This window comes from Vibrio echinoideorum (assembly GCF_024347455.1).
In the GTDB taxonomy this organism is placed as follows: domain Bacteria; phylum Pseudomonadota; class Gammaproteobacteria; order Enterobacterales; family Vibrionaceae; genus Vibrio; species Vibrio echinoideorum.
In genome coordinates this window covers 1,683,071-1,708,578 of sequence record NZ_AP025483.1, presented here as the reverse complement: position 1 = coordinate 1,708,578, position 25,508 = coordinate 1,683,071, and the positions used below count along the sequence as shown (strand labels likewise).

Here is a 25,508-nt window from a genome sequence, read left to right as displayed (position 1 = left end):
CCGGATTAAAGGCGTCGCTATACGGTATAAATAATGAGCTGTAGAGCCATATATCCAGTATAGAAGCCGTACATGAGGATTAAAATTGCGCCTAGTTGGCGAAATAAGTCAGCTTGTTGCAGTTTTTTTAGGAAATTGGCTCCCATGCCAACCGTTAACATCGCGGGAAGCGTCCCTAAACCGAATGCGAGCATAATTCCGGCGCCATTGTACCAACTTCCTGATACGGCCGCCCAAGTAAGCATCGAGTAAACAAGGCCACATGGTAACCAGCCCCAGATGAAGCCAAATGGCAACGCATGACTAGGGTGTTTCAATGGCAAAAATGACTTTCCAAGAGGAGAAATATAACGCCAAAGTTTTTGTCCAATTTTTTCAAAGAACAATAGACCAAACCACCACTTACCAATATACAACCCCAAGATAATCATGAAGACGGCAGCGAACAAACGAAGCCACGCTAACAGAGTATTAAAATCGCTAAGCTGTCCAATTGAGGAAATGGCACCGCCAATTAAACCACCAATCACGGCATAACTTAACAAGCGGCCTAGGTTGTATAGCAGGGGAATTATAGGGGAAGGTTTACTGTTGCCAATCGAAAGAAGCGACGCAATGCCACCACACATTCCCATGCAGTGGCCTGCGCCGATCAGACCAACAAGAAAAGCCCCAATCCAATCAGGCGTCATTGTTCTTATTTTCTACGCTAGATTGGTTTTCAGGCGAACTTTGCTTATCGCTTGTTGAAGGTTTGTTGTCAGAGTTGTTATGAACGTTAATATCTTCATCAAAAAGAATATTATGACCTTGGCGTTCGAGGTCTTCGAACTGTTCGCTTTTAACCGCCCAAAGAAAGATTCCGACTGCGATACAAACAAGTACAATCGCAATTGGAATCAGTATGTATAAACTTTCCATTATTTACCTTGCTCTTTTAAAAGCCTTAACGAATTAGACACGACAATAATAGAGCTAGCAGACATGCCGACAACGGCAATGTACGGAGCAACCAAACCGGCGACAGCCAGTGGAAGGATAAGTAAGTTGTATCCCAACGACCACGCTAAATTTTCACGGATTATCTTACGCGTTTTAAGCGCTAATGTACGCGACTTAAGTAATCTATCGAGTTTATCCCCTAAGAGGACCATGTCGGCTGAGGCTTTCGCCACATCAGTTCCGCCGCCCATAGCAACTGAAAGGTGAGCACCAGCAAGAATAGGGGCGTCGTTGATGCCGTCGCCAACCATCATGGTGATGTCATTTGCGTCTCTAGAGTTTAGGTAAGCCAATTTATCTTCAGGTTTTGCATTAGCAACAATGTCAGTAATACCAATTTCTTCCGCAACAGGCTTCGCGTTGATAAAGGAATCGCCAGTGAGCAGAGTAGTTTTGATTCCCGCTTCTTTGAATTTCTGGATAAACTCGATACTTTCTTTACGAATCGGATCTTCATAAGTGAATGTTGCAATATGACGACCAGACATCGACAAGTAAATACCGTTACTTTCAGATAGCTGAGCTTCACCTAAAATGAACTCGCTGCTACCAATCGCCACTTCTTGCCCATTTAACTCGCCAGTAATGCCCGAGCCAATCACGTTGTTAACAGATTCAACTTCAACATCATCTGCAATGAAGGTTTTGAACGCTTTGGCAATAGGGTGGTTAGCGTGTTGTTCGAGACTAGCTGCTATTTGTAAACAAGTGTCTTTATCGAGATTTGCAAAAGTTTCAACTTGGCTGATACGAATATCACCTTCAGTTAAGGTTCCCGTCTTATCAATTATCAAGTGATTCACTTTGCAAAGCGTTTCAAATACGTGGCCTTTGCGCAGCAAAATACCAAAGTTACCCATACGAGATGTTGAACACGTAATCGCCGTCGGCGTCGCAAGAGACAGGGCGCAAGGGCAGGTCGCCACTAATACTGAAAGCATGATCCAGAAAGCGTCTTCTGGTCGTGTTTGATGCCAGTAGAACCAGGTCCCGAATGAAATAATTAAGATAACCGCGACAAAGTATCGAGCCACCACATCGGCGATTTCAGCAATTCGGGGTTTAGACAATTGAGCTTCATCTTGAAGGCGAACGATATTAGAAATCACCGAATCCGCTTTAGAGGTCATCACTTCCAATTCAAACGATTCATCACCATTCAATGTGCCAGCAAAGACCGTATCACCTTCATTCTTAACCACATGGATAGATTCGCCAGTCAGCATGGATTCATCGATATGAATTCTGCCAGATAATACTTTGCCATCTGCGGGAATATGTTCACCCGGTAGAACGCGAATCTGGTCGCCAACTTTTAAGGTTTTTACCGGTACTTGCTCACCGTCTAGCGTTGTCGCCATCGCAGGAACTAGCTTAAGCAGGTTACCACTCGCTGCTGCAGCTTTACGACGCGCGCGCATCTCAAGGAAGCGACCAAGCAACAAGAAGAAGGTAAACATCGAGATAGATTCAAAGAACACTTCGCCTTGCTCTGTCACTGTTGCCACTAAACTCGCAACGTAAGCAAATAGCAGAGCGATCGAAACGGGAACATCCATACCCAAGGTTCGACCTTTAATACTACGCCAAGCGTTAATATAAAACGGTAATGCAGAGTAGAGCAGTACTGGCGTTGCGAAGATCAGACTTACCCAACGGAAGTAACTTTTGAATTCAGGTTCAAGGCTGCCAAATACTTCGAGGTAGAGCGCTACAGCTAACATCATGACTTGCATGGTCGCTAAACCAGCAATACCAAGACGATAGAGATAATTCTTCATCGAACGATGATAGGCGGCTTCTTGTTGATCAGCCTCGAATGGTGCTGCTTTGTAGCCTAGGGTATGGATTGCAGACAACAGCTCGCTCAGTTTAGCCTGAGTGTTGTCCCAGCTGAGCAGGGCGCGGTTAGTCGTGGTATTAACACGAATACTAACAACCCCTAACCTTGAAGAGACCTGCTTTTCAATCAACCATGCACAAGCAGCACAAGAGACACCTTCGAGTGACAATGTCACTTCAGATGTATTTTCGGAGTTACGGACGAACTCCAATTGAACATCTTCGTTGTCGTAATGGCTGAGTGCCAGAAGTTGCTCTGGAACTAGATCCGCTTTTTCAGCCGGAGCGGTACGATATTGGTAATAAGAGACCAAACCGCTATCAACGATTGTCTGGGCTACGGTTTCGCAACCTGGACAACACATCGGTCGAACCGATCCTAAGATTTCTACTTTAAAATCCGTTTCCGCTGGTACATCTTCACCGCAGTGATAACAGGATTCACACATAAGCTTTAGTTCGTTAGTTGAGTAGGAGTATCAATTGGGAAGTTCATGCGACCTTGCACTAACCATTCAGAATCATGCGGAGAAAGCTCGATAAACCATGGACCTTGCATTTCATGGTCCAGAGTCAACGTGTAGTTGCCGCTCGCATCAGCGGTCAGTAGCTGAGTAAAATCACGGTCAGGCAGCGTTCGGTGCACGAACATGGCACTAACAGCAGGAAAGTGATCAAGCTTACCTTTGTCTAGAGTAATGATAACCGAGTTACCTTGCTCGTTAATTAAAGCTGACAGGCCTAATTCTTTTGCGATATTTACTTTCGAAATATCGACATTAATACCTTTACCTTTTTTATAGTAATCTTCAGTGACAACGTTAACTGAATGGTTGGTAAGTATCGCGACTCGAACCAACGTTAGCATAGAAACGCCAACGGTAAGGAATAGCAAAAACCACGGCCAAAACTGCTTATACCAAGGTTGTTCCATATTATTATTCTCAATATATTCAATGAAATAAAACTAATTTTTACAAACACTTAAGACTTTAACTGTAAAAGAAAGACAGCCCCTTAAGAAGGGGCTGTTATTATTATGTTACTCTTTATCTGAGTTGCTGAGGCTCCAGACGTAGGCAGCGACGAGCTGAACCTTATCCTCACCGAGGATATCCTTCCAAGCCGGCATTACACCAGAACGGCCGTTCATTACGGTTTCAGTTACATCCGCGCGAGAATCGCCAAACAACCAATCGCGGTCTGTTAGGTCAGGTGCACCAACAGCAGGGTTACCCTTACCATCTGTACCGTGACACGCAGCACACACTACAAAACGTGCTTTACCAGCTTCAGCTTCACGTACATTAACGCTACGACCAGAAAGGCTAAGAGTGTAGCTAACTACTTCTTTAACACCTTCTTCGCCAAGTGCGTCTTTCCACGCTGGCATTTGACCGACACGACCATGCATGATGGTAGTAACGATCGCTTGTGGTTCACCGCCATATAGCCATGCATCGTCAGTCAAGTTAGGGAAGCCCTTTTGACCACGAGCATCAGAACCATGACACTGAGAACAGTTTTGCAAGAACAAGCGTTGACCAACTTTGATTGCGTCAGCATCTGATGCAATGTCAGGAACAGAACGAAGACCGTTCTCATCATGAGCTAGCTTCTTAAATGCTTCGCCAAAGTAAGTGTTCGCGTCATCAAGCTCTTTTGCGTACTCATCTAACTGTTTGTTAGCTTGAGCTGCCGCGATTGCAGAGCGAGACTCTTCTACGCTACGAACTGTTTGGTTTGAACTCGTCCAACCTAGTAGACCTTTAAAGTTGCCAAGGCCCGGGTATAGAGCAAGATAAACAGCTGCAAACACAATTGTGCTAACGAAAAGGTATGTCCACCATTTAGGTAGTGGGTTATTAAGTTCACGAATACCATCGTATTCATGGCCCATGTCATGACCTTCTTCTACACCTGTTTTATCGTTGGAACACCAACGAAGTAAGGCTGCACAGCCAATCAGCGTACCGATTGTGATTACTGTTACCCAAATACTCCAGAATGTACTCATTACTTCGTCACTCCTTGATTTTTATCTTTCGCAGGTGCTTCATCAGCGAACACTAGGTTTGCATCTTCGTCGAAACGCGACTTACGATTCTTACCGAAAGCCCACCAAACGATGCCGATGAAACAAGCAAAAACAGTAACAGTCCAAACACTTTGAAATGTAATAATGTCCATAATTATTCCTTATTTCATTGCGTGGCCAAGCGATTGAAGGTAAGCGATGATTGCATCCATCTCTGTTTTTCCTTCAACATCTTGTTTAGCGTTAGCAATTTGTTCGTCTGTGTAAGGAACACCAAATTGATTACGGAAGATTTCAAGCTTCTGCTTAGTCAATTTGCCATCAAGTACATTCTCAGCAAGCCATGGGAAACCAGGCATGTTTGATTCAGGAACAAGTTCGCGAGGGTCGAGAAGGTGAACACGGTGCCACTCATCAGAGTAACGATCACCTACACGCGCTAGATCTGGGCCAGTACGCTTAGAACCCCATAGGAATGGGTGTTCCCAAACACTTTCGCCAGCTACAGAGTAGTGACCGTAACGTTCAGTTTCAGAGCGGAAAGGACGAATCATTTGGCTGTGACATACGTTACAACCTTCACGAATGTAAATATCACGACCTTCCATTTCCAGAGCAGAGTAAACGCGTAGGTTTTCTACAGGCTCAGTCGTCTGCTTTTGGAAAATAAGCGGAGTGATTTCTACTAAAGCACCAAAGCTGATTGCGATAACAATTAAGATCGCGAGTAGACCAACGTTTTTCTCGACCAACTCATGGCGATTCTTTGAATTTGAGCTCATTCTAAATCTCCTTAAGCCGGTTGAGGGATAGCTTTAAGACTATCTTTAGGTGCAGAAACAGTTTTGTACGTGTTGTATGCCAGTAAGAACATACCAGATAGGAAGATAAGACCACCTAAGAAACGCACAAAGTAGAACGGGTAAGAAGCTTCTACAGATTCTACAAAGCTGTAAGTCAATGTACCGTCAGAGTTAACTGCACGCCACATCAGACCTTGCATCACACCAGAGATCCACATTGCAACAATGTAGAAAACTGTACCAATCGTTGCTAACCAGAAGTGAACATTGATTAGAGATACAGAGTACATACGCTCTTGACCAAATAGTTTAGGAACTAAGTGGTAAACCGAACCAATTGAAACCATAGCAACCCAACCTAACGCACCAGAGTGAACGTGACCGATGGTCCAGTCCGTGTAGTGAGATAGTGCGTTAACCGTTTTAATTGCCATCATAGGGCCTTCGAAAGTCGACATGCCGTAGAATGATAGAGAAACGATTAGGAAACGTAGGATTGGGTCGTAGCGAAGCTTATGCCACGCACCAGATAAAGTCATAATACCGTTGATCATGCCACCCCAAGACGGAGCAAACAGAACCAATGACATAACCATACCTAGAGACTGAGTCCAGTCTGGAAGTGCAGTGTAGTGTAGGTGGTGAGGACCAGCCCAGATATACAGTGACACAAGAGCCCAGAAGTGAACAATCGACAAACGGTAAGAGTAAACAGGGCGACCAGCTTGTTTAGGAACGAAGTAATACATCATACCTAGGAAACCAGCTGTCAATAGGAAGCCTACCGCATTGTGTCCGTACCACCATTGCACCATTGCATCAATTGCACCTGCATAAATCGAGTAAGATTTAAACGCAGATACAGGAACAGCTAAGCTGTTAACTATGTGCAACACGGCAACCGTGATGATGAAGGCTCCGAAGAACCAGTTTGCTACATAAATGTGCGATGTCCTACGTTTAATCATGGTTCCGAAGAACACGACTGCGTAAGCTACCCACACAAGAGTAATAGCAATATCGATTGGCCATTCAAGTTCTGCATATTCTTTACCAGAGGTTAAACCTAACGGTAAAGTAATTGCAGCGGACAGGATAATCGCTTGCCAACCCCAAAAGGTAAAGGCTACGAGAGGGCCACCAAAGAGACGCGTCTGACAGGTACGTTGCACAACATAATATGATGTTGCAAACAGCGCACTTGTACCGAACGCAAAAATAACCGCATTAGTATGCAGGGGACGTAAACGACTGTACGTCAACCACGGCGTATCAAAGTTTAGCTGTGGCCAAACTAATTGAGCGGCAATCAAAACACCAACGCCCATACCGACAATACCCCACAAAATTGTAACGAGGGTAAATTGACGGACGACCGTATAGTTGTAGTTTTGTTCAAGCTGCTTTTCTTGGCTCATTTGCATGCTTCCAATTTCTTATTTACTACACTTTACTTCCAACACGACTCACGTCGTAATGCCACCCAAATTAGAAAAGGAAATTCAGCCTATTCAGGGCTTTATTTCCACTTGCTGATTTTGAAAAAAAGTGGCATTTTCAACGCGACACTATACTTGAATTAACAAATCAATGACAGAGTAGTAACCTTACGCTTGGTCTGGAATTGGATTTTTATTTAAAAACTTTGAACTTTGTAACAAGGAGTAAAGATTATAATGGCGGCACAAAAGCTAACAAAGGGCAGGCTCGTACAAATTATCGGCATGTTGGTTGTTTTAATAGCGGCATTTACTTGGAGAACAGTAACATACGACAATAACGAAACGGTGAACTGTATCGTTTCCAAACCTTGTGAATTTGGTATTGATAAACATAATGTTTTGATTTCGGGCAATAGCCTGGGGTATTCAATCGAAACATCTGAAACTGGCAAATTTATCATTAACCAAAATGGAAGCGGGATTTTAGAAGAAAAAGGCCCTTCAAGTTGGCTTTTACAAACTAGTGATAATACATCCTCAATAACCGTTACATTTCCACAACAGGTCAGCACGTTTTCTGTAAACCTATCTAAAGAGTAACAGATCCAAAACTGAGTCATTCCTCGGTTCTTTTGATAGAAATATGTACTAAATCAGTGAAACACAGTGCACTTAAGTGTTATAAAGAGTGCATTAATAAAGTTTCCAGAAATCTATGAAATTTCTATCAAAAGTCTCTTATTCCTTAAATGATAAAATTGCGGTAGATGAGCTGCTCAGCGGGGTGGATAATCCCGACGATATTGCTTGTCTTATTTGCTATTGCACAGAAGAGTACTCCACACTCGCTGTGCAACGATATTTGGTAGACGCTCTTCCTAATACTCCCATACACGGTTGTACAACTTGCCACGGTATAATGACCGAAACTGGATTTCATTCAGGCCCAGTGATTGGTGTGCTGATCATTTATGATTCAGGGATCAATGCTTATGGTACTGGTATCGAACACTTTGGTGACTCTATACACCACAGCACCTTCAACGCCATCGATCGAGCACTTAAGAACGCTAATCGAGAAGGTGAAATACCCGACCTCATCTTGCTGCATTCTACTCCAGGTAATGAAGAGAAGGTTATGGCAGCTATCGATAAGAAATTCGGCACTGAGGTACCTATTATTGGTGGAAGCGCAGCTGACAATCAGGTTTCTGGAAATTGGAGCATATTTACCGAAGAGTCACTCTCAATTAATGGAGTGTCACTGACCGTCGTCTTTGCATCTCAGTCTATCTATTCATCCTTCAGTGCTGGTCACACACCCACCCGTTATTCAGGTACCGTGACCAAAGTCAGAAACAGAATCTTATTGGAAATAGACCACAGGCCAGCTGCTACCGTTTATAACGAATGGACGAACTTCCATTTAGGTGGAACTGATGATGGTTATATATTTGAAAAGTCTTCTGTTTATCCACTTGGCAGAAAAGTAGGCTCTTCCTACGATTACCCATATTTCAAATTATCTCACTCAATAAGAGAGACAGAATGCAACGGTATCGAGTTATTCACTGATATCAATGAAGGCGATACCATTTATTTAATGCAAGGTTCTAAGCAACAATTAATCAGCCGCGCTGCTAATATCATTCATTCCTCTTACTACAATGATATGGATCTCGAAGAGAAACTAGGTGCGATTAATATATTTTGTGCAGGACCTATGTTGAATCTTAAACAAGATATGGACGAGGTTTGCATTCAAATAAATCAAGCACTTAATGGGCTACCTTACATTTGTCCGTTTACTTTTGGCGAGCAAGGAAGACTCTCTGGTGGCGAGAATGCACACGGAAATTTAATGGTGTCGTCTGCAACTTTCTATAGGTTAAAAAAGTAATGAGTTCTGAAGGTCAAGAAGCGCTGCAAGAAGCTCGAATTGAACTGCAAAAACTAAAATCGCGCGAACGGAAATTAGCTGAAGAGAATAGGGTGATCTTGTCAACTATCTCGGCTATCAGTAAGGCTGGCAATATCTCGGAGATATTCTCAAGCTTGGAGTTCGTACTAAAGAAATACATCCAGTTTGATGATTTTATCGTGGTATCAAGGGTAGGGAATGAAGGTAGTTTCAAAACCCTATTGACCAATAACAAAGTCTTCGAACAGATAAATTGGACTGATTGCGGCAAGCTATCGAGAGTCATCAATGGAGAATGCGCCATCCTTTTTGAACCCAAGTCTTTGGGTGAATTCAACTCTTTGCATCCCATTGTTCTCGACCAAATTAACTCTGTACTGATTACTGGGATTGACAGCGGATTAACACAATCCGTCATTATCTTTGTCCATTCCAACACCAAGCACTTTAGCATCGAAACCAAAACCACCTTAAATCGTTTTCGTCCGCTCATTGAGCGAGCCGTTTTCGATATCGAGAACAAAGAAAAGCTTGAAGCAACGGTTCGCGAACGCACTGCGGAACTCGTCACTGCAAGAAGAGACGCAGAAAGAGCTAACAAAGAAAAGTCTGAATTCTTAGCCATGATGAGTCATGAATTAAGAACCCCCTTGAACGCAATTATAGGTTTGATCGACACACTAAAATCCACACAGTTAAATAAAGAGCAACAATCTATACTGCTTAATATGAGCACATCATCTGAGCTTCTATTGGCGATTATCAGTGATGTCTTAGACTTTTCAAAAATCGAATCCGGATGCTTCTCGCTTGCACCTCAATGGAGCAACGTAAGAGACACTGTAACTTTTGTATTATCAGAACAAAAGAAGACAGCTGACAACAAAGGACTCGAGTTAACTGTAACCATTGATATACCTGAGGGTGAACTTCATTATATTGACCCGAGTCGCTTGGCACAGATTCTCTTTAATCTAATTGGTAACGCGATTAAGTTCACTGAACACGGACATGTCCATGTTTCTATTGAGTACCAGCAAAGCTCATTCTATATAACGGTAGAAGACACCGGGATTGGCATCAGCTCACAACAACTTTCTTCATTGTTCAGTCCGTTTGTACAAGCCGATAGTACAATCACGCGTAGATTTGGTGGCACCGGCTTAGGCTTAGCCATCACCAAACGACTTGTTGAACTCATGCGTGGACGTATATCCGTAGAGAGTGAGCCGGGAAAAGGTTCCAGATTTGAAGTACAGTTACCAGTACTTACTAGAGTAACGAACAATCAAAGCCAAAATGATGTAGATGAATACTCACAAAAGCTAAGAAGTTGCTATTCAGTTTTGGTGGTCGAAGACAATCCGACAAACCAAATGGTGATTAAGTTAATCCTAACGCGACAAGGCCACGAAGTTTTCATTGCGAGTAACGGTGAAGAAGCAATTGGCTTTATTGAAAGAGGCAGCGACTCAATAGATATTATCTTGATGGACGTGTCTATGCCTGTAATGGATGGCCTGACCACAACCAAATATATGAGAGATGCAAACATCAAAACGCCAATCGTCGCACTAACAGCACACACATCAATAGAAGACAGATGTTCGTGTTTAGATGTAGGCATGAATGATTTCGTCACCAAGCCCGTAAGAACCAAAGAAATCACAGAAGCAATTGATAGACTAATGCTTGAAATCTAATAAACGTATTCTTAATCGAAGATTAGGATATATGTTTATTAGGTATTTTATGGTAAATAGCCTTACTGTTAAATATACTCCTAATTTGGAGCCTATTTGAATAGTAGAGGTGCTATACGCGGAGGCTAACCTTATCATCACTAAGTTTAATTTAACGAATCTTGGAAGCGTAAGTTGTACATATAACACAATCTCACTTAACTCAATGATAAGTAACAATTTAATTACTAGTCATCGACTTTACCTAGCAAGAATGTTCATGTACTTCCTATTAAAATGGCCTAAGAAGGCAACTTGAAATCAATATGTACATGAACATTTGATTTAATAATTAGTTACGAGCTAGGTTTATCTCCTAAAATCTCCATAAAGTAATCCGCAACTTTATCTCTCATAGTACGGCCACCACCAGTAGCATTGATCCAAAAGAGACCACTGGCATCTTTTTTGAATGCTTTACATCTACTCCAATGAGAAGCGCTCTTATCGTAATCCACTTGCCCCAAGATCTGACCAGACGCATATAACTCCGCTTCTGTAATCTCAGTGTTTTGCGCTAAGTTGTAGGCAACAACTCCAACTGCTTGCCAGATTTGCATTGACCTATGAAAACCATTGCTATTTTGATGAAACTTATGTTCTAAACAAGATATCCAACCATTCATGAGTGGTATCACGGCTTTTAAAGCTTCATCGATAACTTGTTTCGTAATTAGAGTTTTATCAGATAAGTGCGTAGGTAATTGCTTTTCTATTCTGGCACCTTTGCCAGCAATAGCAGCGAGGATGATGCTAGTCAGAGTAGTATGAGTCGTTACATAACTATCTGACTTCGTGATTTTATTGAACTCGGAGACACCACCAAGCATGTCAAGATTTAGTGCTTTCGCTAACTGCTTTGCCCCAAGGTTGAGCGGAGATTCCTGAATATGTGTAGAAATGTGCTGAGAATACACTTTCGCATCAATTGAATTGATATCGAAAAAAAGTTTCGAGAGTGATTCTTCGGTGATTTGTTTGTTTCCGTCATAATAGATACTCAGACGTACATCTAGAGAGGCAACAACAGATTTTTGCTCTTCACTTAGAGCACTTTTACTTAGCTGCTTTCCTGTAAATGGATCTCTTAGGTCTAAAAGATAACTTAGAGCGCTTATTGCAAGAAAACCATCTACTACTGCCGACCTATTTCTTTCGTAATGTAGAGATACAAACCTATTACCTTGTAGCTCTTCACTAGAAATACCATAAATAACTAATGAAATATGAGGAACCTCAAAAGGATCGTCCTTAACGACACTCATCTGGTAGTAGTTCTTCAGTTTACTTAATCTTTCTTTATTTACAGAACGTTCATAATTGAAAGAAAAGTGATCCCACATCAGGTGCTCTTGAGGGATAAACTCGAAAAGCTCTGCAACGCTTACACTACTTTGAAGCAGCGTTAAGCCACCAAGAATATTTGTACTTTTATATCCAACTAGCATTAGTTCGTCTGTGTTTTTCATTTAGTTAATTTCTTAACACATTGATTTCGTTAAATGATAAAGAAAAAAACCAAAAAACTCTTGATCGGGGCGGCGCCCCGATCAATTATGCGCACATTAAAAATCAAACTAGGATTTATTATGAGCGAATCAATTAATGAAAAACAACGCTTTGGAGCGACAACAAAGCAAGTGTTTGGGAGCGTTACATATACATCATTCAACGGTGTTTATACGATGTCTACAGTCATGACAGTCGCGGATCTCTTGCGAGCTTGTTCGTTTGATTTAATCCCGCAACATTTGAAAACTCTCTATAAGGAAATTCAGAGAGTTGCCAGTCCAAGCAGAAGACAGGGGTTTGAGGACTATTGCTATAAGCATCTTACTTCTTCCACGGCTATAAGTGGTGTTATCCCACCAGTTCTAATCGGCTGTATGTCAGAAGTAGAAACCGAGTTTAGTAACGACCCAAGAATTAACGACATGCTGGTAATACAACCAGATAAAAATTTCGTCGTTGATGGTCTAAACAGACTTTCAACAGCCGCCACGATTCTGGGTGGTTACGATCAATCCTTATTAAAAAAAATCAAAGAGTCTGATGCAAGACTCAAACGCAGAGTTGAGTTGAGTTATCCCGTTTATTACAAGAATTGAGTATTCAGGTTTTATTTATTTTCCGAAAGGATAAAGCTCTTTCTGAGGCAGACTTCTCACAAATTTTTGCAGATGTTAATGGGCAAGCAACTCCAATGAGTACTAATAAATTGATGAAGCTAGCAAGAACAGATGACGTTGTAATGTTTGCCAGAGAAATCAGTATGTTACCTATCATTAATTCACATGGCGGCATGAGCTTTGACGGAAATACAGTAACTGCAAACAGCGAATTCATACTGACGTTAAATTCAGTCACTCGTTTTATTCTTGGAGCTTTGGGTGGTGAACGCATGCAAGGTAAAGTTCGTGGAGTACGAGAAATGGCTGATGGAACAATTCTTTCCAAAAAACACTTAGATCCTATTAGAAGTGATTTAATACTCTTTTTGGAAACATGGATTGAGTGTCAAGGCGATAACTACTCGCAAGATAGGACTGGTTTTCAGTTAGTTGCGACCTTCATTCAAGGGTTAGGACTAGTATTCCATAATCTTTGGATAACGTATGAAAGTCTTGCCCCAGCAGAACGAACCAACCATCTTTATCAAGCAGCAAAAAAACTTGGAAGCCTTGACCACTCACGTATGGCAGCGCATTGGTCTGACTGCAATTGTGTTAGTTTAAATGGTAATGGATCATATATTGTAAATACTGGCGGTTCGACAAGCCGTAAAGGTTTCGCTAAGCATCTATCGAATAAATTAGGCGTTAAATATCGTTCTAGGTAAGGGGGACAAGGACAATATCGTAAGCGAAGCACTTTTAGAACTATTTATGAGCGAGGAACTAGCTTATGAATGGCTAAATACCCCTAAATGGTTTTTCGATCATCTGACGCCTTTAGAGATATTAGAAAGGCCAAATGGTAAAGAAACCATTTTAACGATTCTTGATAGGATTCGTTATGGTGACTTTTCATAAGGTAGGCTAGTCAGATTCTATTAGTTAGAAGCGCAAAATGAGCAACTCATGAGAAATAAATGTTTTGTATGTAAGTTGCTCATTTTGCGTATATGACTTTGGGGGCTTGTAATAGAGCAAGTCTAAACTCTAATTTTCACACCGTAACTCGCTTATTATTCAACCATACATAGCATTTGGGTATTACCGAAGTTTGACCGTACGCAAATATTCGTCAACACACATATGATATACTAAATAAAACAATAATTTAGGTAGTTGGCAAGTGAGTTTTAATGAATTTGTAGGAACGGCAGAGATAACCGACCAGGGCATACGCAAGCACTTTACTAAATGGAAGAAGGTTCCTTTACAATCAGTTATTGAGCTTGTTGCTAACGGTTTTGATGCTAATGCGCAAACCGTCCACGTCAACATCGAATACAGTGAAATGGATGGTTTAGTAGCTGTATCTGTTTTCGATGATGGGACTGGTATTGAAATTGATTTGTGTTCTGAGCATTTTTCAAGGTTCTATGAATCGTCTAAGAAAGGTGATGATGACTTACAAGGTGCTCATGGTCGTGGGCGATTAGCTTTCCATCTTCTATGTAACGATGCGACTTGGTACACCAAAGTAAATTCGGCAAAAAATGCCAAAATTTCAATCCAAAACGGATCGTTAAGAAACTTCAGAGCAGCCGAGTTGGCAGAACCAGAACAAGTTACTGCTTTGAAAAATGTTGAGCATGGAACTTATGTTCAATTGACAAACTTCACGGAAAATTTGCCAACAATAGCTGCAATAACCTCCAAGCTTCAATGTGAGTTCGGTTGGAGATTGGCACTTAACAAGAACAGAAAACTATACCTCAATGGTAATGAGATTGAGGTTCCTGATAACCAATTAGTAAAAAAACTATTTGATATAGAAGGAGAGAGGTTTGACGTTTCATTTGTTCGTTGGTTTGACAAGCCTGGAGTTGAGAAGTCACACAACTATTTAGTCAATTCTGATGGAAAAGTGGTTTATAGAGAACTGAGCAGCTTCAACAAGAAAACCAATTTTTATCTCAGTACATATTCATCATCGGCATGGGTTCATAATTTTGACAAACATTCCAGTAGCCTTAACTTCACCCAGGAACCCCTAGCAAATCCGAATAGCTCGGTCTACAAAGAACTTTCCAAGAAAGTTTATCAAGTTAGCTCAGAAATTTATGAACAGTTTCAAACAGAGCAAGTAGAAATTCAAATTGCTCTATACGAGAACAAAGGGTTCTTCCCAGAACACGACAAATTACCTGAAGATGAGCGAGCTTGGCGACGCAAAAATATTAAAAACGTAGTTCGAGACATTTATGTCGCTGATCCAACTTTATTTAGAAACTTAAAACCTAAGCAAACGAAAATCCTGATCGCACTGTTGGATAAAGTTCTGGTCTCTAACGAAAATGACGAGCTCCTTGATGTCTTAGAGTGTGTCTTAGGGCTTGAGGGAGAAAGACTTAGCACTTTATCGAATCAACTATCCAAAACCTCTTTAGAGAACGTCATAAGTACTATTGAAGTACTTCAAAAGCGCGACTTGGCTATCTATAAATTGAGAGAGTTAATGGTCAAGCACTACAAGAAAGTTTTAGAGACTCCCGATCTACAACAGATCATTGAAAAAAACACATGGTTATTCGGGAACCAATATTCATTGATTGGGGCTGAGGAGGCTGATTTTCAGAAAAATGCCTTGGAGCTAAGAAATCATGTTAAAGGAATAGACACTCTTGATGAAGAAGACTTTGAGCAAAAAGACCTGGATGAAGGTTTGAATGTTGAGGGTGTAAGAAGACAAGTTGACCTATTTCTCGCTCGTAAGATGATGGCCTTTGATTCTTCTAATAGAGCTTACTTTAAATGCACTGTAATCGAAATCAAGAAGCCTAGCGTATCGCTGAACCGCAAACACCTAAATCAGATAAAAGACTATGCAAGGATAATAGCTCAACACGCAGGCTTCTCTGATCAAAAGATGAAGTTCGAGCTGATTCTTGTCGGAAGGAAAATATCAGATAATGATTTCGAAATTCCTTCCGCACTTGAAACAGCAGAAGAGAAAAACGAGCCTGGTCTTGTATTCAGCCATGATAAAGGACGCATCAAAGGATTCGTAAAAACTTGGGCAACGATTTTTGATGAATTTGAATTAGCGAATCACTACCTCCTAGACAAGCTAAAACTGAAAAGAAGTTCACTAGAAAATGAAACATCATCCTCTTTGGTAGTAGATCTTCAAAAAGAACATTGATGAGATCTTTATTGAGCTTAAGTAAGTAAGAAACGGGCGAAGCAGACCGATTTTAGCTTAAAAACCAAATAGTTAACTTGGTCTACTTAATGACCTTTCTGTGCAAGCACAACTACACATATAAATTAATGGATTAAAGGAAAAACAGTGAAACTCGACAAATTACGACTCTCAAATTTTCAAAGTTATGGTTCAACATCTACTGAAATATCTTTTGATGATCTCACGTTCCTAATCGGTCCAAATGGCTCAGGAAAGACAGCTGCTCTTCAGGCACTTTGTCGAATGTTCGGATTTGATCCATCTCTACGTCGGATAAAAAAGTCTGATTTTCATGTTCCACACAACGAGACAGAACCACCTGAAGAGCGAACTCTTTGGATTGAGGCTGATTTTCTTTTCCCTGAATTACATCAAGAAGATGACAACACAACTGTTCCTCCACATTTTGGCCACATGAGATTAGTAGAAGGGGAAGATACTCCCCGCGTACGATTTCGCTTAGAAGCATCTATCGGTATTGATGGCGATATCGAGGAGTCATTAATATACGTATTAGAAGTAGATACAAATCAGAAACCAAGCAGTACAGTTAAAGTTCCCCGTACAGACAGAAATCAAATTCAAATTCATTATCTTCCTGCTAGACGAGATCCAGCAGAGCATATCACCTTCGGTGCCAATGCATTGCTAGGTCGTCTGTTAAGAGCGGTAAACTGGGAAGTTGAACGAGAAACAGTAAGGGGTCATACAGACCAGATAAGTTCAAGCCTTGCTGCGAACATATCGGTCAATGCTTTAAGTACAAGTATTCAAAATTCATGGTCAAGTTTACATAAAGGGCAATTTTTCACACAACCCAAGATTACCTTCGTAGCTAGTGAAATCGAATCGCTGCTCCGCCATTTATCTATTTCATTTGCGCCAGGACACGACGAAGCCAACGTAGATTTTTCTCGACTAAGTGATGGACAAAAATCAATGTTGTATCTGTCTTTAGTTCTCTCATCTCAAGCTATTGGACGCTCGGTATTAAAGGGAAACAACTCTTTTGATCCAGATAAACTTCGACCACCAGTGTTTACCTTAGTTGCTGTTGAGGAGCCAGAAAACAGTCTATCTCCTCACTATTTAGGAAGAATAGTTAGCGCTCTTCAAGATATGGTTGGTGAGGGTGAGGGTGAGGGTGATGCCCAAGCTCTTATAGCAACACATGCACCTTCAATGCTCAGACGTATAGAACCAAAGCAAATACGTTATTTACGTTTAGGCGTAAACAGAGAAACAACTATTGCTAATATCAATTTGCCTGATGCAGAACTCACAGGTGATGCTCATAAATTTATCACTCAGGCGGTAAAAGCGTTTCCTGAAATATACTTCTCACGTTTAGTTATTCTTGGTGAAGGTGATAGTGAAGAAATTGTAATACCAAGATTACTAGAAGCTAAAGGAGTACCTGTTGACGCATTTGGGATTACTGTTGCTCCTCTTGGAGGCAGACATGTAAACCATTTCTGGAGACTTCTTGAAGGGCTCAATATTCCTCACATTACACTTTTAGACCTAGATGTAGGCAGGCACCAAGGCGGTTGGGGACGTATCAAGACAACCAACGATCAACTAAAATTATATAAACTAGATCAACAGTTAACTGGTAATTTTACCCGCATTCCCACTTGGGATCATGCTGAGTATAAAGTTCGGAGATATCCGCACTATCTAGCAGAATTAGAAAAAAGGGGCGTATTTTTTTCTTATCCAATGGACTTAGATTTCTCTATGATAAAGGCTTATCCTACTGCATTTAATATAGAAGCTAGTGATCAAGTTGAACCTGGACTTACAAATATAAAATCTGTACTAGGTAAATCTCGCACAGATGCCTCAGAGTATGACGATGAAGAACAGAAGTTATTTATTACATACCATAAGTTATTCAAAATAGGGAGTAAACCAGCTGAACACATTACTGCTCTCTCTAGGTTATCTGATGAACAAATCATAGCAAATATGCCTCAATCATTTACGCGAATGATAGAAGCTGTAGAAAAAATATTGTTGGAGCTTCCTGAATGATAAAAGTGGAAGACTGGAAGCCTGCTGATGGATTAGTTTTGGAGCCAAATGCTGATAGAGCCGCTAGGGAGCGTGTATCTAGTTTAGCTTTGACAGCTGGTCCTGGTGCTGGAAAAACAGAAATGCTTGCTCAACGAGCTGATTTTTTACTTCGCACAGGCTCATGTTCCTACTCAAAGCGCATACTAGCTATTTCGTTTAAGGTTGATGCCAGTAGCAACCTTAAAGAACGAATTAAACGCAGATGTGGTGTTGAGCTGTCATCGCGTTTTGACAGCTATACATTTCATGCTTTCGCGAAACGAATTATTGACCGTTTTCGTCCAATATTGACTGGCGATTTAGCTTTGGAGCCTGGTTACACAATTGGTCCAAGAGTCTGTCACAAGCAAATTGATTTTACAGACCTTGTTCCGCTAGCAATAAGTATCTTAAAGGAGTCACCTTTAGCTCGAAACGCATTGAGACAAACCTACACTGACGTTTTCTTAGATGAGTTTCAAGATTGTACAAACCATCAGTACGAGCTTATTAAAATTGCGTTCCAAGGGACAAATATTCGTCTTACCGCAGTCGGGGATACTAAACAAAAAATTATGGGTTGGGCTGGCGCACTTGACGGGATCTTTGAAACATTTCAACAAGACTTCCAAGCTGTCCCACTCAATATGTACAGAAACTTCCGCTCAGAACCTAAGCTTCTTCGATTGCAAAATGAGATCATAAAAATCATTGACCCAGGTTCCGTTATGTCTGAAGAACAGCTAGCAGGAGAAGAAGGTCATATACAAATTCATCCTTTCCAAAACTGCCAAGAAGAAGCTGACTATCTTTCTGAACAAATTCAACAATGGATAAATGAAGAAAATGTACCTCCGTCAGAGATAGCGATATTAATCAAGAATCAACCTGATTTATACGCCATGAATCTTATGGTCGCTTTAAATGAACGAGGTATACCATACAGAAATGAACAACAGTTACAGGACATTACTGTTGAACCAGGTGCTCGCTTGATTATAGATTTTCTATTGAGCACCTTTGGTAAGCAGGAACCTTCGGCATGGATTCGATTAATGGAAAAACTAGTTCCTTTCACTGCTGATGATGATGAAAGAGGGGAGTTCGTTCAAAATTGGCAACGTTTTATCATAAACGAAAAAAGGACGGTTAATAACAATCCTATAGTTTTAGGAAACCCTAATAGATGGGATTGCGTAAAACGTTTCATTGAAAAAATAGGATTTCCGCAATTAATGTCACTATCACATGACTACGAAACAGAGTCACGTTTGCGCGAGGTACTAAATGATACCTGTTCCAAGATAGATGAGTTAATGTCTTCAGGACTCGAACTACTTGAATCTTTGAAGCGTTTTGAAGATGATCAAGCTGTTAGGATACTTACCGTACATAAAAGTAAAGGTTTAGAGTTTGATTCAGTTGTGTTACTAGCTGTTGAGACCGCTAGTTATTGGGGAAATTTAGATGAAAACTTATGTGCTTTTTTTGTAGGTGTTTCACGAGCAAAACGCAGATTGCTGTTAACACATGTGGACTATCGCTCTAGGCCTGCTGGTCATACTGGAAGATGGGATGTACATAGACAAAGACAAGAACAATTTCTAAGCTGTACTTTATAGGGTTCACCTTGTAAAACAACAACCTAATTATTGATCGCAAGCCCTTTTTAGTTGATGTTAATCCCTAACTCCCAGAACGATTCCTAGTCAATCAACTGTCACAAGTAGTCATCGACAATACAAAATCACTGGCAATAGTGGACATCTTAGTCCAAAATATACTTATCAAGTTCATAATGGAGTTGCGAAGATGAGAACTATACCAGCAAAGACTACACCCAATAGTACTACTGCAAACATCATTCAGTCTTATGTTAACTGCCAACAACGAGGACGCGTATTCACTACAGTTCAGCTTATAGAAAAAAAAGGGATTTCTGACAAAGAAAAATCCGCTGCACTCAGAGCTTTAAGTCGTCTTGTTAAGAACAAAGAATTAGTTCGTTTGTCTTATGGTGCATATTATCGTCCAAGATTAGGGACTTTTGGTCGTTTACCTATAGAAACGGATGAGTTGGTTAAGTCAGTAACGAAAACTAAAAAAGCGACTGTAATTCCTGCGGGAGTAGCTGCTGTAAATGCTTTAGGCTTAGATACTCAACTTCCTATGGTGAAAAGCTATTTTATTTCTGAAAGAGTCCGCTCAAAGTACAATGTGAAAAATGTAAAATTTGAGTACAAAGAGTCTCTTCACTATTTTGCCGCGCACTTCAAAGTTACTGATGACAATCAACGAGAAACTGCCTTGCTATTTTGGAGTGCAGTGAGTCATATGGATAAGAGTGGAATAGAACTCTACAAAAACGAGTTAACAAAAAAATTTACCTCTCTACTCACGTCTAAAACTCAGCAACAGTTCTTTAAAGCATTATCTCCGTCAATGAAATGGGTTCATAAGTCGTTAACTGTAAGGTAGTAACCATTGAGCGAACTATTTAAATATACTTCAGAACAACGTGCACAGGCTTTTTTAACTGCCCAAGAGCTACATCCCTTGGGCTTACCTGCATATATAATAGAAAAAGACTTTTGGGTGACTCAGACATTAAAGATCCTCTATATGGAAATAGCTCCAGAGCTAAAAGAGAAGTGTGAACATCCTTTTATCTTCAAAGGAGGCACTTCGCTTTCCAAATGCTTTAATGTAATAAATCGTATGTCCGAAGATATCGACCTTTCTTTTTCATTAGATCTTTTAGGTCAAGAAAAAGTAGTTCGACAGGAAGGTATTGGCCGTAAAAAGCGACTTGAAGAAGCTCTAGAAATTGATGCTCATGCACAGCAATACATCAAAGAAAGTCTTTATGAGCGTTTAGAAAAACGATTGCACGAAATTGAAGACAGAGTCAGTTTAGAGATTGAAAGTGAAACACCTCTTAATATTGCGATCTACTATCCTAAAGAGTTAGAAGAAAAAGAGTATGGTACAGCAGTTCGTCCGCGAGTGTTGCTTGAAACTGGGGGGCGTTCTGACAATACCCCAACAGAAATAATCCCAATAAACCATATGTTGAGCGATTGCCTAGACGCTTTTGAAGATGAACTTGGTTTTGAGGTGGTTGCTCTGTCTCCTAAAAGAACAATGCTAGAAAAAATGTTTGGTGTTCATACAAACCTTACTCAAAAGAAAAAACAACCTAAGTATGCTAGGCATCTTTACGATATTTTGAAATTACATGAAAAAGACAATGAATATTACAAAGATAGTGGTCTGTTTTTTGAACATGTTGAGTTTTCTGACATTCACTATAAAACTCACGAAGAGTCTTGTATAACTGCGAGGTCAGGGCCGATTAAGTTAATCCCTGTATGTGAGGAAATGAATTCACATTATAAAAGTGACTGGGAATCTATGGCGGATATGTTTCCCAATGGTGAGCTTCCTTATCAGTTTGAGCAACTAATTGAAGAAGTAAGAGAGCTTCAACAAACGGTGAACGAACTATATTATGATCTGCTCCAGTAAGACTGGACACCGCATTAAGCGACATATTGTTTTTCAAAGTTAACTGGGCTTAGATACCCAAGAGCACTGTGCCTTCTTGTTCGATTATAATCAACTTCGATGTATTCAAAGAGTGCTTGACGCATCTCTTCTCGGGTCATTATCGACTCGTATTGGACGGCTTCTACTTTCATTGAGTGGAAAAAGCTTTCAACACAAGCGTTGTCCCAGCAATTTCCCTTCCTACTCATACTTTGCTTTAGATTATGAGCTGCGATTAAGTCGCGGTAGTCTTTTGAACAATATTGGCTACCTCTATCACTATTGCATATTTCGGAGCATTCCGATCAGTCATTTCGGGATTATCCGATCACCCATTTCGGTTTAAACCGATCACTGATTCCGCGATTATCCGATCACTTTTAGTCAAACTCCGAAATCGGTGATCGGAATAGCGAAAACCGCGATCGTAATGGCCGAAATCCTTCCTTTTTCTCTTTTAAATCAATAGCTCGCTATTCTTTACTTCTTAAACAAGAAGGAAAGGAAGCGACAATGGCCAAAAAGAGAACTCCAATGAACAAAATCAAAGAGGTATTACGCCTTAAATACGACTGCGGTCTCTCAAATCGTGGTATCGCTTCTTGCCTTAAACTCGGCCCGTCCACCGTATCAGAACTCCTTACTCGCTTTAAACAAAGCCAACTTGGTTGGCCTCTACCCGACAGTTGCAGCGATGCAGATCTCACACAGACGCTGTATCACGGCAAGAAAGTCAGTCGAGATAAAGTTATGCCAGACTTCACTCAATACGCAGTCGAACTCAGGCGTAAAGGTATGACAAAGATGCTGCTCTGGCAGGAGTATCATGAGCAATATCAAGAGCAAGCTTACGCTTACACTCAGTTCTGCGAGCACTTCACTCGTTGGTTCAAAACCCAAAAACGCAGCATGCGCCAGCTTCATGTTGCAGGTGATAAACTGTTTATCGATTACTGTGGGCCTCGGCTTCAGGTGGTCAACCCTGACACAGGCGAAGTGCGCGAAGCGGAGGTGTTCGTCGCGACTTTAGGCGCGTCCAATTACACTTATGTTGAAGCCTTCCCCAGCCAAGGGAAGCCCTACTGGTTAGAGGCGCATGCGAATGCGTTCGAACACTTCGGTGGCGTACCACAACTCTTAGTTCCCGATAACCTACGCAGCGCAGTCACCAAAGCCAATCGTTATGAGCCGAGACTGAACGACAGCTATCAAAAGCTGGCTAATCACTATCAAACAGCCGTGATGCCTGCTCGCCCCTACAAACCGAAAGACAAAGCCAAGGCAGAGAATGCCGTGCTCCTAGTAGAACGCTGGATCATGATGCGGTTGCGACACCAAGCCTTCCACACTTTTAAAGAGTTGAATCTCGCCATCCGTGAACTCATGAATGAGTTAAATCAGCGTGAGATGAAACAGTATGGCGCCAGCCGCCAAGCGCTGTTCGATAAACTCGACAAACCTGCATTAAAGCCACTGCCTAGGCAGCGTTACCTGTATACCGAAACTAAACGAGCCAAAGTTGGCCCTGACTATCACATCGAATATCGCCGTCATTACTACTCGGTTCCCCATCAACTTGTTGGTCACCATGTCGAGTTGGAAGCCTCTAATCGCCTGGTGCAGATCTACCATCAAGGTAACTTGGTGGCCCAGCATCCACGTAGCCAAAGAGAGCGAGGAAACAGCACCCAACCAGAGCACATGCCAAGCAACCATCAACATCAGAAGTGGTCGCCAGGGCGCTTGCTTAGCTGGGGAGCCAATATCGGCCCAGCCACACGAGAAGTCGTCAATAAGATGCTGAACTCCAAGCCTCATCCAGAGCAGTCTTATCGTTCCTGCCTTGGCTTGCTCAGCCTCAGTAAAACCTATGGCGAATCGCGCCTAGAGCAAGCCTGTAAAGATGCGCTGATGCTGACAAAATCCAATTACACCTTCATCAGCAATTTGTTGAAAAACAATCGTGAAGGACAACTGAGTAAAGACAACACGAGTACGCCAAATCTTGTTCATAGCAATGTTCGTGGCCCGAACAGTTATCACTAGGAGAAAGGATATGAATGCACTGAACGACCAACTCAAAACCCTACGCTTGAGCCATGTAGCGAAAGCATTAGAGCAGCAGCAAGAGCAACTGACCACCTACGCAGAACTGGACTTCGAGGAAAGGCTAAGCCTACTTCTGGAAAGCGAGATCTTGAATCGCAATCAGAGCAAAATCCAACGCTTAAAACGACAAGCCAAGCTGAGAGTAGATGCGCAGCCGAGCCAACTCATCTATAAGGAGGGACGAAACCTCAATCGTAAACAGATGAGCGAACTTCTGACGGGCAGTTATCTATACAAACACCAGAACATCTTGGTTACAGGCCCAACAGGCGCAGGCAAAACGTATCTTGCCTGCGCACTGGCAACCAGCGCCTGTGACCAACAACAAACGGTTAAGTACTACCGATTAACTCGCTTGCTTGACGACCTGACCGCTGGTCGTCTGGATGGTAGCTATCAAAAGCAACTCCAATCGCTGGCTAAGAAAACCTTACTGATCCTCGACGACTGGGGGATGGAAAAACTCACTCAAGAGCATGCGGGTCACTTATTAGAAGTGCTGGAAGAGCGTTATCAAAACAGCAGCACAATCGTCATCAGCCAGTTACCTGTAAGGGAGTGGTACAACATGATCGGCAACGCCACCGTCGCGGACGCGCTAATGGATCGGTTAGTACACAATAGTCATAGAATAGAACTGGGAGGTGAGTCAATGAGAAAACTGGCGCAATCCGATCACTTAGAGTAAAAATAAGAAGAGAGAAAAACGGTAGGATCAGGTGATCGGAATAAACCGAAACGAGCGATCGCAATCACCGAAATACGCACACTATGGATAATCACTTCTTCTGGCATGCCTCTGCGGAACAATGCCATTGATAGCGCATCACAGACCAGAGTTGCGGTCATTCTGGTACTCATTGACCAACCAACTACTTGCCGTGAGTACAAGTCGATAACAACGGCTAAATACATCCAGCCTTCGCTTGTCGCTAGATAAGTGATATCTCCAGCCCATTTTTGGTTTGGTGCTGTCGCATTAAAGTCTTGCTCAAGCAAATTCGGGGCTACAGGAAGTCTATGCTTACTGTCTGTCGTACATTTGAATTTACGGGCGGCCTTCGCAACTAACCCCTGACGCCTCATGCTCGCGGCGATGGTTTTTACATCGTGTTTATTACCATTTTCTTCAAGTTCTTTTTGAATGCGCCTTGCACCATCACGCTCCTTTTTATCATCAAAGACTTCACGAACTTTGCTATCAAGCTGCTTTCGGTGTTCGTTGCGTTGGGTGACTTTATGCCGATTATCAATCCAATAATAAAACCCACTTCGAGAAACCCCAAACACCTTAGCCATACGGACAACCTTATACTGCATCAGGTGTTCGAGCATAAACTCATAGCAATCTACTTTAGATTTTTCGCGAAGTAGGTGGCGGCCTTTTTTACGATATCTAGCTCTTCAGCTTGCTCTGCCAATAATCGTTTGAGTTTGGCATTTTCAGTGGCTAGTTCCTTTTCTCTATCGCTGATTTTCGCATCTTTTTTGACGGCTTTACGCCACCCATAAATTTGAGATTCATATAGCGAAAGCTGTCGTGCGGCGGCAGCGACACCGACTTTCTCTGCTAACTTAAGCGCTTCGGCTTTAAATTCAGGAGCATGTTTAATTCGTGTTTTCTTAGTTGTCATTGTTCACCTCGTT

22 protein-coding genes and 2 pseudogenes are annotated in these 25,508 nt (G+C 41.6%); 13 read left to right on the top strand and 11 right to left on the bottom strand.

Annotated features, from left to right (window positions below):
- Nucleotides 1–17: 17 nt before the first annotated feature.
- The 8 genes from OCV36_RS07630 to ccoN all read right to left on the bottom strand — a co-directional run bounded on the left by OCV36_RS07630 (nt 18) and on the right by ccoN (nt 7,103).
- Nucleotides 18–692 carry a sulfite exporter TauE/SafE family protein gene (locus OCV36_RS07630; protein WP_135458226.1) on the bottom strand — a complete coding sequence of 225 codons (675 nt, stop codon included), beginning with the start codon at nt 690–692 and terminating at the stop codon, nt 18–20.
- Nucleotides 682–921, bottom strand: coding sequence for a cbb3-type cytochrome oxidase assembly protein CcoS (ccoS, locus tag OCV36_RS07625; protein ID WP_135458228.1), 240 nt, complete (start codon nt 919–921; stop codon nt 682–684). The genes OCV36_RS07630 and ccoS overlap by 11 nt, the downstream gene beginning before the upstream one ends.
- Entirely contained in the window at nt 921–3,293 is a 2,373-nt protein-coding gene (locus OCV36_RS07620; protein ID WP_135458230.1) for a heavy metal translocating P-type ATPase, read from the bottom strand. Before OCV36_RS07620 ends, ccoS begins: the two co-directional genes overlap by 1 nt.
- A 5-nt stretch (nt 3,294–3,298) precedes the next feature.
- A complete protein-coding gene (locus tag OCV36_RS07615) occupies nt 3,299–3,778 on the bottom strand; it encodes a FixH family protein (RefSeq protein ID WP_135458233.1) in 480 nt (159 codons plus the stop codon).
- 108 nt (nt 3,779–3,886) lie between these two features.
- Nucleotides 3,887–4,861 carry a cytochrome-c oxidase, cbb3-type subunit III gene (ccoP, locus tag OCV36_RS07610; RefSeq protein ID WP_004733681.1) on the bottom strand — a complete coding sequence of 325 codons (975 nt, stop codon included), beginning with the start codon at nt 4,859–4,861 and terminating at the stop codon, nt 3,887–3,889.
- Nucleotides 4,861–5,034: a CcoQ/FixQ family Cbb3-type cytochrome c oxidase assembly chaperone gene (locus OCV36_RS07605; protein WP_004733679.1), complete on the bottom strand. Its 174-nt coding sequence runs from the start codon at nt 5,032–5,034 to the stop codon at nt 4,861–4,863. The genes ccoP and OCV36_RS07605 overlap by 1 nt, the downstream gene beginning before the upstream one ends.
- Before the next feature lie 9 nt (nt 5,035–5,043).
- Nucleotides 5,044–5,664: a cytochrome-c oxidase, cbb3-type subunit II gene (ccoO, locus tag OCV36_RS07600; RefSeq protein WP_017074286.1), complete on the bottom strand. Its 621-nt coding sequence runs from the start codon at nt 5,662–5,664 to the stop codon at nt 5,044–5,046.
- A gap of 11 nt (nt 5,665–5,675) precedes the next feature.
- On the bottom strand, nt 5,676–7,103 hold the full coding sequence (gene ccoN / locus OCV36_RS07595) for a cytochrome-c oxidase, cbb3-type subunit I (protein WP_032497766.1): 1,428 nt from the start codon (nt 7,101–7,103) through the stop codon (nt 5,676–5,678).
- 258 nt (nt 7,104–7,361) lie between these two features.
- On the opposite strand from ccoN, the gene OCV36_RS07590 reads away from it, so the two are divergent.
- The 3 genes from OCV36_RS07590 to OCV36_RS07580 all read left to right on the top strand — a co-directional run bounded on the left by OCV36_RS07590 (nt 7,362) and on the right by OCV36_RS07580 (nt 10,751).
- Nucleotides 7,362–7,727: a hypothetical protein gene (locus tag OCV36_RS07590; RefSeq protein WP_135458235.1), complete on the top strand. Its 366-nt coding sequence runs from the start codon at nt 7,362–7,364 to the stop codon at nt 7,725–7,727.
- A 115-nt stretch (nt 7,728–7,842) separates the two neighbouring features.
- The gene (locus tag OCV36_RS07585) at nt 7,843–9,027 is read left to right on the top strand and encodes an FIST signal transduction protein (protein ID WP_135458236.1); all 1,185 of its coding nucleotides are present in this window, start codon (nt 7,843–7,845) and stop codon (nt 9,025–9,027) included.
- A complete protein-coding gene (locus OCV36_RS07580; RefSeq protein WP_135458238.1) occupies nt 9,027–10,751 on the top strand; it encodes an ATP-binding protein in 1,725 nt (574 codons plus the stop codon). Before OCV36_RS07585 ends, OCV36_RS07580 begins: the two co-directional genes overlap by 1 nt.
- 335 nt (nt 10,752–11,086) lie before the next feature.
- Here the strand turns inward: OCV36_RS07580 and OCV36_RS07575 are convergent, their stop codons facing one another.
- Complete coding sequence (locus OCV36_RS07575; RefSeq protein WP_135458240.1) at nt 11,087–12,259, bottom strand: hypothetical protein; 1,173 nt, start codon at nt 12,257–12,259, stop codon at nt 11,087–11,089.
- Nucleotides 12,260–12,379: 120 nt separating this feature from the next.
- On the opposite strand from OCV36_RS07575, the gene OCV36_RS07570 reads away from it, so the two are divergent.
- The 8 genes from OCV36_RS07570 (at nt 12,380) to OCV36_RS07535 (ending at nt 21,731) form a co-directional block, all read left to right on the top strand.
- The gene (locus tag OCV36_RS07570; RefSeq protein ID WP_245300938.1) at nt 12,380–12,898 is read left to right on the top strand and encodes a hypothetical protein; all 519 of its coding nucleotides are present in this window, start codon (nt 12,380–12,382) and stop codon (nt 12,896–12,898) included.
- A gap of 95 nt (nt 12,899–12,993) precedes the next feature.
- Nucleotides 12,994–13,629 (top strand): hypothetical protein, encoded by a 636-nt coding sequence (locus tag OCV36_RS07565; protein WP_245300939.1) that lies wholly within the window; start codon nt 12,994–12,996, stop codon nt 13,627–13,629.
- A 46-nt stretch (nt 13,630–13,675) separates the two neighbouring features.
- Complete coding sequence (locus OCV36_RS07560) at nt 13,676–13,822, top strand: MbcA/ParS/Xre antitoxin family protein (RefSeq protein ID WP_102360694.1); 147 nt, start codon at nt 13,676–13,678, stop codon at nt 13,820–13,822.
- A gap of 265 nt (nt 13,823–14,087) precedes the next feature.
- Complete coding sequence (locus OCV36_RS07555) at nt 14,088–16,103, top strand: ATP-binding protein (RefSeq protein ID WP_102360695.1); 2,016 nt, start codon at nt 14,088–14,090, stop codon at nt 16,101–16,103.
- Between the two features lie 147 nt (nt 16,104–16,250).
- Nucleotides 16,251–18,182, top strand: a complete 1,932-nt coding sequence (locus tag OCV36_RS07550) for an ATP-dependent nuclease (RefSeq protein ID WP_135458242.1) — start codon at nt 16,251–16,253, stop codon at nt 18,180–18,182.
- On the top strand, nt 18,179–19,825 hold the full coding sequence (locus OCV36_RS07545) for a UvrD-helicase domain-containing protein (RefSeq protein ID WP_135458244.1): 1,647 nt from the start codon (nt 18,179–18,181) through the stop codon (nt 19,823–19,825). The genes OCV36_RS07550 and OCV36_RS07545 overlap by 4 nt, the downstream gene beginning before the upstream one ends.
- Nucleotides 19,826–20,015: 190 nt before the next feature.
- A complete protein-coding gene (locus OCV36_RS07540) occupies nt 20,016–20,681 on the top strand; it encodes a DUF6088 family protein (protein WP_102360698.1) in 666 nt (221 codons plus the stop codon).
- Between the two features lie 6 nt (nt 20,682–20,687).
- Nucleotides 20,688–21,731, top strand: coding sequence for a nucleotidyl transferase AbiEii/AbiGii toxin family protein (locus OCV36_RS07535; RefSeq protein WP_135458246.1), 1,044 nt, complete (start codon nt 20,688–20,690; stop codon nt 21,729–21,731).
- Between the two features lie 14 nt (nt 21,732–21,745).
- On the opposite strand, the pseudogene OCV36_RS07530 reads toward OCV36_RS07535, so the two are convergent.
- Nucleotides 21,746–22,042, bottom strand: a pseudogene (locus OCV36_RS07530) (IS3 family transposase); the annotation flags it as partial.
- 223 nt (nt 22,043–22,265) lie between these two features.
- Here OCV36_RS07530 and istA point away from each other — a divergent pair.
- A complete protein-coding gene (gene istA / locus OCV36_RS07525) occupies nt 22,266–23,798 on the top strand; it encodes an IS21 family transposase (protein ID WP_135459315.1) in 1,533 nt (510 codons plus the stop codon).
- A gap of 10 nt (nt 23,799–23,808) precedes the next feature.
- A complete protein-coding gene (gene istB, locus OCV36_RS07520; RefSeq protein ID WP_135459317.1) occupies nt 23,809–24,549 on the top strand; it encodes an IS21-like element ISVch3 family helper ATPase IstB in 741 nt (246 codons plus the stop codon).
- Between the two features lie 74 nt (nt 24,550–24,623).
- Here the strand turns inward: istB and OCV36_RS07515 are convergent.
- Nucleotides 24,624–25,495 (bottom strand): annotated as a pseudogene (locus OCV36_RS07515) (IS3 family transposase); the annotation flags it as partial.
- Nucleotides 25,496–25,508 lie beyond the last annotated feature (13 nt).